Genomic DNA, 9,043 nt, shown 5'->3' with positions numbered 1-9,043 from the left:
ATGCTGCCGCTGCCGCCGACGCTGCCGGTGCCGTGGTCGCCGACGCTGCCGCTGCCGGCGATGGTGTCCCTACTAGCCGTGCCTGTCGGATGGCCCTCGCCATTGATGAGCGGCGGGCACAAGCGCCCGATCTCGGCGGGGAAGCAATGTCGCTCAATCGCCTGCGCAAATGCTGGAACGGTCGCCGTTGAGCCGAAAAATGCACTTGAAATCAGCACCATACCGGTGCCGGCGAGGAGATGATGGATGGTTTTCATCCCTAAGACTTTCACCTTGGGTTAACATTGAAACTCAGAGCTTGTTAAATCGGTTCCCTGCCGTGTCGTTCTTAGGCGGGCCGTGGCCGGAAACTGGCCGTTTGGCAAGCGGCCATGCCATCTAGGCGCTATAGCGGAATATTCAGACCTGATCTGGAGTTGCTCCAGCGAGTGTTTGACCAGTTGTGCGCCGAGCGCCGCCTAGCCCGAAAAGACAAGGACCAACGGAACATCTCGCCTGCGAAGTCATCGAGGCTTTCGAGAACGGGTTCAGCGACGAAGCGGAGTTGTGGCGGGCGCTTTCGAAGCGCCTCATGGCTCGGGGGTGAATAGAAAAGCCCGCCGCCTATTCGGAGCGCTGGCTAACTCTCATTCCAGAAATCCTGCAGCGAGGCGTGCCGAAGGTCTTCCTCGCCACGTAGGTGCTTGACGCGGGCTTTGATGCCCGGCTTGACCCACTGCGTTGCCGGCCGCTTTGGCATTTCCTTAGGCGGTGGCCCGGCGTGTTCCTGCACTCGTTTCCAAAGCCGCTCCCGCATCTCGCGATTGACGCTGACAAACGCGCTGCCGACATACTTGCGGGTGCCTGGCTCAGCCATCAGAGCAAACGCCGGCTTACCCCTCTCGCGTTCGACGCCAAGGAGCTCGAACTCGCTTTCGGTGAAGGACTTGGTTTTCAGCCAATTGGTGGTCGGGCCGCTGCGATATTTGCTGTCCCGACGCTTCGATACTATCCCTTCAAGGCCGGCGGCGTCGATCAGATGATAGATCGCGTTGGCTTCGCCTGGCATCGTCTCACTGAACTGAATGCGGCTGTCAGTCCCAATAAGGCCGGCCAGGATTTCCCGCCGATCCTCTAGCACCATGTCGCGCAAGTCGTGGCCGTTGAGATGCAGCAGATCAAACGCGACGAAATAGAGGTCGTGCTGGCGCCTCGTGATTGCCTTGCGCAGCGCGGCAAAATCCGAAAGGCCAGCGTCATTCAAGACGACGACTTCGCCGTCGATGATGGCATTCTCGACGTCCAGCGTCGCGCCGCCGCAGCTAGATCGCGGTACTTCGATGTCCAGTCTAGGCCGCGGCGGGTGAAGATCCGCACACCGCCGGCGTCGATGATGATTTGGGAGCGGTAGCCGTCGAATTTGGCTTCATGCATCCAGTCATCGCCTTGGGGCGGCTTGGATACCAAGGTCGGCATCATCGGAGGAATAAACTCAAGCCGGACGCCGGCACTCACTCTTTTAGGCACCAAATTGACTCTAGGCTCATCCGATTTGATGGCTAGGAGAACGGACCATGACCATTTTTGTAAATTAGCAATGATGCATGTAGTGCCATATAGTTCGCCAGCCGGCGACCCCAACGCCCCCCGCCCGCTGGCTAGGCCAGGCGGCCCGATAGTCACCCCGAACTGCTATCGGGCCGTCCCCCTAGAAATCGCACGGTAGCGGCCGACCTGAGCCGAGGTAGAACCAATAGGCGCGATGGCTTCGGCCGACGGAGTCCGCTCGACTTTGGAGGCCGCGCCACTAGCATCCTCCTTGACGGGATCTCGGGTCAAAAGTGTAGTAATACTGTTCCTGAAATGTACCTTGATGGCGCCTTGTTTTCACGAGACGCATATGTCAGCCTATGGCGTTAGAGTTGTTATTCACGGGCCAGGAGTATATTCGATGAGTAGCGGGAAGTCTTCGAAAGGAAAGACACAGAAACTTGTCCCGGAAGAACAGGCACGTCGTGAATTTCTAAAGAATGCCGGGCGTTTTGCTGTTATAACATCTCCATCCATTGCTCTGTTGCTTGGAACGAGCTTGAACTCGCAAGCTATTGCCGCATCGCATGGCGCACGTCGCGGACATGGATGGGGCGGCAAGAAGGGCATCCACTCTGGTCCTCCTGGCCGCAAGCGTTAGAATGTTCCTTTGGTCGTTCTGGCCGATCATAGATGACGCGTATAGCAGGCGGCCTCATCATGAGGAGCGTAGCAACCCTTCCTCCTCGGCAGCAGCCTCGAACGCTTTTCTTACATCGTCGGGCGTGCGCTCGCCTTTAATGAGAGCGACGCAGGCCTCGATGGCCTCCTTCCACTTAGGTCCCCGCTTGGTCCACTTCATGAGTTCCGCCGCGGCACCCTCGACATTGGTACATGCGTAGGTGAACCCAGGTCGGTCGGTTCCGATGTAGATCGGAGGGTGAAACCAATGGATACCCATGAGGGTGCCGCCGCTATTTTCGCCTGGGTTAAGAACGGTTGGATCGCCAGCCATGGCTGCCTCTCCTACCTCTGAATTATCATTGGCCGGCAAAGGGGACGGGGAGAATAGGTTGAGAGAGAGGGACATTGCAGCGCGTCACTTTCTGGAGAGATTGAAGCCGGGCTGGTTGTCCAGCGCCTCGACGACAAAGGATACGGCAATCAAATCATCGGCAGGGATTCTGCCCTTGCCGTCCTCCATGACGGCTGCGACCTTTTGAAAGGTCTTCAGTTCACTTTCGGTAATCCGGGCGCCGCGCATCCTCTCATTGAGGTCGGCCACGCGCATCCGCAGCGCCTGGGATGCTCCAATCTCACGGTTCGACATGATGATAACATTCCTCCCTTGATGGCTTCCCACAGCACCTTTCGGACCGCGGGCGAGACCTCGCTGAACCAGCACTGATGACCCCATCGCAACCTGTGTCGGTTCCTGAGCAATGTTCGGAATGGGGCCCAAAGCACCAATGGACATCGTGGCATGGCACAAACACCATCGGCGGAAACTGGGCCCTAAGGCATCATCTAAATGGCCGATGAACGCGCCAAACGCCGGCTTGCCGCCATCGCCGTCGCCGACGAGGTCGGCTACTCGCGCCTCATATTAGGAATCGCTCGGCTTGTTGCGGGCGGCTGGCGCAACGGAAACTCAAGCACGCCATAGAAAATACCAACGAGCAAGGGCGTACCCCGCCAAGCCCAACATTGAGAGCGCATACAGAACCAGGAAAAGCGGAACCACGGACGATTGGCTGTCGAGGGCGGCGTCAGCTTCTTCCCATTCCCCAACCAGATTGCGATCCCCCCTGGCCTCCGTGACCGCCAAACCGTCCGGCCCAATTTTACCGTCGATCTCTCTCGAAATTCTTTGCTTGATATCGGCTAGGATCACTGGATCCTCGGGCAGGTTGCCCGGAAACCCCTCAGGAAGATTGTCGCCATCGTTCTTGTCCACGGCGCCAACAATGTTCTCTGCCTCACTTATGTTCCAACTTCTAATGTAAAATTTTGACCAAGACCCGATCCAACGGCGCCGGGAAGGGAAAGCGCGGCTGTCGGGGACCAACACAATCGACCGTCAACCAGCCACCAAGACCAGCAGTGCGACGCCCGATGGCATAAGGAAAGCGCGACCCTCGCGCGCTTCAGGCGGGCGCTCGTGGATAAAACCATTACTCCGACAATCCCGGATCGAAATGCACAATGGCATTAAGGATGGTGCGGTAGAGACTGTCGACTTCCTCGTCGATCTCTTCACGCCTGATGCCCACTGACTTCGCGTCGGCAAACAGCTTGTGCGTCAGCTCATTGATCGAAATTACATCCGGCCGGGCCGTTTTAGGAACGCTGTTCGCAATCCACTTGTGCAGGAAAGTGATGCCGCGTGCGCTCATCTGGGCATAAGCTACCGAACGGACATTAGTTCCAGCTTGAACACGAACAACAAAGCGGACGAACGAATTTCGGAACAAGAGGAACAAGGCGCTATGTCGCAAGTTGGGTTCCGTAGTGGGAAGGAACATCTACTCATGGCGAAGATAGAAAAAGTGAACCCGAGCGGCAAAAGGAACTCCAGGCGCAGGCGCTCGCAAGTGAAACCGGGATCACCCGGGATCAGGCTCTCACGCTCATAGAATTGCTCGGAACGGACGATCATCACTGCTGCCCGAGGCCAACATACTGAAGAATCGAAAGCCCGGCAGTGCACCATGACGAACCACAAGACGGGCAGCTGCCCTCTGAATGACCTGCCAATCGTTTGCCGAAGAGCTTGAAAGCGCCGCCGACCGCACCGCCGATATGTCGCGCGCGGATCTGCAGATTATCCTAGGTCGCGCTGCATTGACCTGAGAGGTCTCACCGGACATGACCGGGCCGCTGCGAAGATGCGGCTGGATTTGGGCATCTAGGTCAGAGTTCCCGGGCGGGGCACCTCTAAGCCCTAAGCTCAGGCCCTGCCCGGGCCTTTCCGTCAAACACCACCGGAACACCCAGCGGTTTGACCGTGGGGCGGCTTCAGGCCCCTCCCCGGGAGAATCCACCTTCCGCGCTTCCACCATGCAAATACGGAGAATATGCAACAGATTGAATTGAGCGGGTCATACACTGCCGTCACAACGCTGTCGGGCGAGGAAATCAGGATCACCACCACGCGCAAGGACCTAGTTCCGGTCCCGTGTCGGGAATTGGTTAAGCGAGGGGTCGACCCTAGCGAGCCTGTCAGGGTCACCATCGGCGGCGTGCCAATGTGGAAGGCAGATCGGACCACTGGCGCTTGGGCGGGGATCGATGTCACGGAATACGACCTGAGAAGCACCGGTCGGTCGGATGAGGCATAGCCCGCAGAGGTTTGACCTTCGCAGGCGGTCGTCAACGGCTGAGATTGGTGGCGAGCCGTCATCCTGTAGCGCCAGAACCTGTCATAGCTCTGCGAACGGCGAGCGCCGGATTTGCCATTCGCGTATTTGAGCCTATGCTTCGATATCGGCTGCCACACATGTTCGGATGCAGCCGACAGTGAGAGGGTACGTGCTCTTGCCCGTCAGGGAGAGAGCCATGCCCCAATCTCTTTTTCGCAACCTTGTATTGAAAGCCCTCTCCTCAGAGGATTTTGCGCTTTTGCAGCCGGCAATGCGTCACGTCGAACTGGGCATCAAAGCCCAGCTGGAAGTCCCATATCAGCCGATTGAGCAAGTGTATTTTCCAGAGGCGGGTATCGCTTCGGTGGTCGCCACCATGACCGGAGGGCGACAAAGCGAGGTTGGCATCATCGGCTACGACGGCATGACCGGAGTTGCCGTCATTCTCGGCCAAGACAGGTCTTCCAATGAAACCTATATCCAGGTCGCCAGTAATGGCTGGAGCCTGCCTGTTGAAAGTCTTCGCTCTGCGATTAGAGAAAGCCCGTCCCTTCGCGAGTCACTGCTCCGGTATGCCCACGCCTTCCTTGTCCAGTCGTCCCGGACGGCACTGGTCAATGGCCATTCGAAAATCGAGGAGCGGCTGGCCCGCTGGTTGCTCATGGTCCACGACCGTGCTGAAGGAAATAAGATCTACCTGACACGTGAATTTCTAGCGACCATGCTTGGCTCTCGGCGCCCGGGGGTTACCACTGCCCTCCAAATGCTTGAATATCGGGGGCTGGTTCACGCCAAGCGCGGCGAGATCACCATCGTCGACCGTGCCGGAATGATAAAGCTCACGCATGGTGCCTACGGCGACGACGATCACCGTCACTTCGGCCTGGCCTCCGCCTGATTGTCCGGTATCGGACATATGCTTGAACGCCGCCGCATATAGCCCGAATGTCGTACTGGTTGAGCAGGGAGGCACTGTCGATGACCAACACTTTTCACACCATCACGGTTGAAAGTGCGGCAGAGGCCTATGTCCTCTCCAGGGGCAAGGCCCGGTTCCTCTCCATCTCACAGGCAATCCGCGCCATTCGAACACTAATGCCGGCTTGCAAGGCCACCGACGCCGAATTGGAGGCGATGCTGGCGGCGACATGCATCGTTCACAGTGTTCCCGTCGCTTTCGACGCAACAGCGGTCGACGGCTCAGAAATGCGGCTCCATTCGTAGGCCGGAAATGTCCGCGCCGCTGCAGAAGCCAAATTCATTGGATGTTCGGCAAGCGATTGTCTGCTACCTGATCGATAACGTCGACAGCCCGAGCGTTTCGATACTCGAAGTGATGAGCGCAGTGAGGAAAATGTTTCCACATTGCGAACTCACGGATTGGCAAATTGGCGATTTCATTGCGCGAAGCGCGATCGACGCGGGATTTGCCATTGAGTTCGACGCGACCAGTCGCTAGGCTAGCATCTTTCTTGTCCAAGGACAGATCGGCCACCAGCTTCCTGAGCTTGCCGTTCTCGTCCTCAAGCTGCTTCAGCCGCTTCATCTCGGTCGGCAGCAGTCCGTCGTACTTCTTCTTCCAGTTGAAGTACGTTGCTTGGCTGATCCCCGCCCGACGACAAATCTCCGCGACTGGGATTCCGTCCGCCCCCTGCTTCAGAATGAACGCCAGAGTGAACAGAACGTGATTCCGCACAGCGTGCTCTGCCGAGGCCTTCACACCTTCGCCTTGCGCCAGCCCGCCCACCAGGCCTCCCACTGGGAGCAGAACCAGCGCTCCCCTCGAGCCGGATTTATCTGCGTAGCCAGGTAATACTCCTGGCCCGGCACGTGAAAGATGTGCTCGCCCCGCTGGTTAGATGTTGCCCTTGATGTCGCAGCCTGCTTTGTGGAAAACAGCGTTGCCGGTCGACGAACGGTGAACGCGCGGCAGTTCGTGCCGCTCGTCAACAGCGACGTAAGCCGCGGAAGAGATCCCAAGTAATCCCAGAACCGTCAAAAGGCGGCTGCGGAGAAGCGAACGCCACCAGGGCCTTCGTCTCCAGGTTCCTGCATGAACAATCTTGCCCATGGCCCTTCCCCGGAGGAAGAATGCTTCCTTTGCGGGCGGGAGTCAAAGCTCGGCCGGCGGCAACGAATTCTGCTTGCCGGCGTTGCCGTTGATCCAAAGCTCATCAGGAGAACGACATGGCTGACGACAAGAGCAAGCGAGACTTTCGCGATCGCAATCGCGTGTCCGCCGACGAAGGTTATGAGGTGGAATAATTCGCCCGCGAAAATGGCGTGACGATCGACCGGGCCGCGAGCTCATCAAGGCCAACGGCAACGATCGTGAAGCCCTGATAAAAGCGGCGAGGGTATTGCGGGAGCGGAAATGAGATATCAGACCAACAACGAAGGCACCGGATTTCGGGCCTGGACCACGACCAGCCAATCAAGTCCGAGGCGGAGCATGCATTGTCCAGTGTGCGGGCAGGAGTTCGACATGCGCGATCTCGGCCAGGCGCTCCATCATGCGAAGGCGGAGCACCAGCCGCTGCAAGCTGTGAGTTAATGAGAGAAGCCCGCGCCTCCTGACAGACGCGGTCGATCGGTGCATCTCCCGATCTGCAGCCCATCGTCGGGAGGGACAAGATTGCTGCACTTCCCGAACTTTCATCTCAAGCATGTGTTCCAGAGAAAGCGAAATATGCCTGAAAGTTTGCGCCACTGATCGCAACAAAACCCTAGAACCGGCGTTCCGGTTCAATCTGAGGGCTGAAAAGGCTCACCATGGGCGAGGAAGAAAAGTCCGACCGCGATCGAATGACGGATTTCCAGGCGCAGTTCCTTGCCAAGGAAGCCGGAATAACTGAGCTCAAGCGCGCGAGCTGATCGAGTTGATCGGCACCGATCGGGCATCACTACTTCGGGAAGCTCGGCTGAAGGCCCGGCTGAAGCCGCCGGACGCTTAGGAGCATTCCCATGCAATCCACATGGGACAATTTTGATGTAGAAGCCGCTCGATTGAATGAGAGTCGCACGCGAGCAGATATTGATGATCTTCGCCAGACGATAAACGATACCCGCCGCTGATACTGGCATCCCGTAAGCTGTTGGAGCGCATTGCCGCGGACTATACGCTGAGCAAGTAGTCAACCGCCTAGGCACTGGGTCAGTTTGAAATCTCAGCCGAGCCAGCGCCGAACAGGCTCGCGATCATCAAACGTAGCCTCGAAAAATGATGACGCGAGCACCGCATATATATATATGCAGAGTTTCGGAGCCGATGTTTCGGAAACCGTGCTTTCGGTTCGCCGGAACAACAAGAGATTGCCCGCCGATCAAAACGGCTGACTCGTCATCGATCCAAATCTCGGCTTCGCCAGTGACGACAGAAAGCACTTCCTCGACCGAGTGACTGTGAGCAGGAGCGCCCATAGCCGGCGCTACCCATTGCCCGAAGATGCACAATTCAAGCGCACCGTTGGTGGCCGACACCAGCATACGGGTTTCTACTCCCGCTCGCCATTCTTCGCGCGGTTGTTGCGCATGTGAGATTGTCTTCATGATGCTCTCACTATCCATGTCTAGCCGGGCGCTAGCGCCCCAGGGGTAGTTTGGAAGTCGAGACGAGTTCTTCCTCGTCCGTGATACCAGCCGAGTAGTTTGCAATGATCCGGGATGCGAGCGCCTCGCGCCCCTTCGAGCAATACGAGCAGGCGTTTTGTGAGAACGCGATCGACGCTGACGTTCTGCCCGAGTTGACTGATGCCGACCTTGAGAAGCTCGGCATGCTGCTAGGTCATCGCAAGCGACTCCTGGCACTGTCGCACCCCGCGTGGAACAAGGAGGAGTGTGTCCATCACCTGGCAGGCCGGAACCGCTCCTCAATCTCGGGCGCCGTGGGTTTGGCCGGCGCTGTGTTTGCGGGTCCGACTGCGTCGCCCTTGGTGACGGCAAGGCAACGTGGAGACGCGGCAGGCGCCGATCAAATGCGAATTGAACGCGACAGGAGGCGTGATCGGGCTGACATAGCGGGCAAGCCCGCATCGGACCAGCCACCAAGGAAACCTTATCGAGAATATAGGCATGCCGAGGCAGCACTCGGATCGGCCTATGGTCCATGGTGCAGTAAGACTGAAGTCTTTGCGTTAAAGACAGAAGGCTGAGGCTGGCAACCAAGACCTTAC

12 protein-coding genes and 2 pseudogenes are annotated in these 9,043 nt (G+C 57.9%); 4 read left to right on the top strand and 10 right to left on the bottom strand.

From position 1 onward, the window contains the following. The coding region (locus AC0L3D_RS27095; RefSeq protein WP_473630586.1) for a hypothetical protein at positions 1-257 on the bottom strand (257 nt) is incomplete at its 3' end. A gap of 362 nt (positions 258-619) precedes the next feature. Beyond that, positions 620-1,413: pseudogene (locus tag AC0L3D_RS27090) on the bottom strand (ATP-dependent DNA ligase). A 517-nt stretch (positions 1,414-1,930) separates the two neighbouring features. Here AC0L3D_RS27090 and AC0L3D_RS27085 point away from each other — a divergent pair. Further along, positions 1,931-2,170 (top strand): hypothetical protein, encoded by a 240-nt coding sequence (locus tag AC0L3D_RS27085; protein WP_473646359.1) that lies wholly within the window; start codon positions 1,931-1,933, stop codon positions 2,168-2,170. Positions 2,171-2,227: 57 nt separating this feature from the next. On the opposite strand, the gene AC0L3D_RS27080 is transcribed toward AC0L3D_RS27085, so the two are convergent. The 4 genes from AC0L3D_RS27080 to AC0L3D_RS27065 all read right to left on the bottom strand — a co-directional run bounded on the left by AC0L3D_RS27080 (position 2,228) and on the right by AC0L3D_RS27065 (position 3,905). Beyond that, positions 2,228-2,524 carry a DUF982 domain-containing protein gene (locus tag AC0L3D_RS27080; RefSeq protein ID WP_473646357.1) on the bottom strand — a complete coding sequence of 99 codons (297 nt, stop codon included), beginning with the start codon at positions 2,522-2,524 and terminating at the stop codon, positions 2,228-2,230. Positions 2,525-2,608: 84 nt separating this feature from the next. Continuing rightward, positions 2,609-2,800 (bottom strand): hypothetical protein, encoded by a 192-nt coding sequence (locus tag AC0L3D_RS27075; protein ID WP_353682799.1) that lies wholly within the window; start codon positions 2,798-2,800, stop codon positions 2,609-2,611. 360 nt (positions 2,801-3,160) lie between these two features. Next, positions 3,161-3,466, bottom strand: a complete 306-nt coding sequence (locus AC0L3D_RS27070) for a hypothetical protein (RefSeq protein ID WP_473646356.1) — start codon at positions 3,464-3,466, stop codon at positions 3,161-3,163. A gap of 217 nt (positions 3,467-3,683) precedes the next feature. Then, complete coding sequence (locus AC0L3D_RS27065; protein WP_127206711.1) at positions 3,684-3,905, bottom strand: DUF768 domain-containing protein; 222 nt, start codon at positions 3,903-3,905, stop codon at positions 3,684-3,686. A 1,162-nt stretch (positions 3,906-5,067) separates the two neighbouring features. Between AC0L3D_RS27065 and AC0L3D_RS27060 the strand changes: the two genes are divergently transcribed. Together AC0L3D_RS27060 and AC0L3D_RS27055 are read left to right on the top strand one after the other, a co-directional pair. Beyond that, a complete protein-coding gene (locus AC0L3D_RS27060) occupies positions 5,068-5,769 on the top strand; it encodes a Crp/Fnr family transcriptional regulator (protein WP_473646354.1) in 702 nt (233 codons plus the stop codon). Between the two features lie 80 nt (positions 5,770-5,849). Then, positions 5,850-6,095 (top strand): hypothetical protein, encoded by a 246-nt coding sequence (locus AC0L3D_RS27055; protein WP_473646353.1) that lies wholly within the window; start codon positions 5,850-5,852, stop codon positions 6,093-6,095. 244 nt (positions 6,096-6,339) lie between these two features. Here AC0L3D_RS27055 and AC0L3D_RS27050 read toward each other — a convergent pair. From AC0L3D_RS27050 to AC0L3D_RS27035, 4 genes and pseudogenes are all read right to left on the bottom strand, one after another. Further along, positions 6,340-6,567 (bottom strand): annotated as a pseudogene (locus AC0L3D_RS27050) (transposase); the annotation flags it as partial. A 159-nt stretch (positions 6,568-6,726) separates the two neighbouring features. Further along, positions 6,727-6,942: a hypothetical protein gene (locus tag AC0L3D_RS27045; protein ID WP_473646351.1), complete on the bottom strand. Its 216-nt coding sequence runs from the start codon at positions 6,940-6,942 to the stop codon at positions 6,727-6,729. A 674-nt stretch (positions 6,943-7,616) separates the two neighbouring features. After that, complete coding sequence (locus tag AC0L3D_RS27040) at positions 7,617-7,955, bottom strand: hypothetical protein (protein ID WP_473630162.1); 339 nt, start codon at positions 7,953-7,955, stop codon at positions 7,617-7,619. A gap of 117 nt (positions 7,956-8,072) precedes the next feature. Further along, a complete protein-coding gene (locus tag AC0L3D_RS27035) occupies positions 8,073-8,420 on the bottom strand; it encodes a cupin domain-containing protein (protein WP_473646350.1) in 348 nt (115 codons plus the stop codon). Positions 8,421-8,524: 104 nt separating this feature from the next. On the opposite strand from AC0L3D_RS27035, the gene AC0L3D_RS27030 reads away from it, so the two are divergent. Next, on the top strand, positions 8,525-9,022 hold the full coding sequence (locus tag AC0L3D_RS27030; protein ID WP_473630160.1) for an SAM domain-containing protein: 498 nt from the start codon (positions 8,525-8,527) through the stop codon (positions 9,020-9,022). Positions 9,023-9,043 lie beyond the last annotated feature (21 nt).

The sequence above is a fragment of the Mesorhizobium sp. WSM4837 genome (assembly GCF_055811435.1).
Note: the sequence above shows the minus strand (reverse complement) of the source record. Positions and strands in the feature narration are given on the sequence as shown.

What these genes read in the sequence shown, in the direction of transcription:
- AC0L3D_RS27085 (WP_473646359.1), top strand. Translation starts at nt 1,931, where the DNA reads ATGAGTAGCGGGAAGTCTTCGAAAGGAAAGACACAGAAACTTGTCCCG.
- AC0L3D_RS27080 (WP_473646357.1), bottom strand. Translation starts at nt 2,524, where the DNA reads ATGGCTGGCGATCCAACCGTTCTTAACCCAGGCGAAAATAGCGGCGGC.
- AC0L3D_RS27075 (WP_353682799.1), bottom strand. Translation starts at nt 2,800, where the DNA reads ATGCGCGTGGCCGACCTCAATGAGAGGATGCGCGGCGCCCGGATTACC.
- AC0L3D_RS27065 (WP_127206711.1), bottom strand. Translation starts at nt 3,905, where the DNA reads ATGAGCGCACGCGGCATCACTTTCCTGCACAAGTGGATTGCGAACAGC.
- AC0L3D_RS27060 (WP_473646354.1), top strand. Translation starts at nt 5,068, where the DNA reads ATGCCCCAATCTCTTTTTCGCAACCTTGTATTGAAAGCCCTCTCCTCA.
- AC0L3D_RS27055 (WP_473646353.1), top strand. Translation starts at nt 5,850, where the DNA reads ATGACCAACACTTTTCACACCATCACGGTTGAAAGTGCGGCAGAGGCC.
- AC0L3D_RS27045 (WP_473646351.1), bottom strand. Translation starts at nt 6,942, where the DNA reads ATGGGCAAGATTGTTCATGCAGGAACCTGGAGACGAAGGCCCTGGTGG.
- AC0L3D_RS27040 (WP_473630162.1), bottom strand. Translation starts at nt 7,955, where the DNA reads ATGCCAGTATCAGCGGCGGGTATCGTTTATCGTCTGGCGAAGATCATC.
- AC0L3D_RS27035 (WP_473646350.1), bottom strand. Translation starts at nt 8,420, where the DNA reads ATGAAGACAATCTCACATGCGCAACAACCGCGCGAAGAATGGCGAGCG.
- AC0L3D_RS27030 (WP_473630160.1), top strand. Translation starts at nt 8,525, where the DNA reads ATGATCCGGGATGCGAGCGCCTCGCGCCCCTTCGAGCAATACGAGCAG.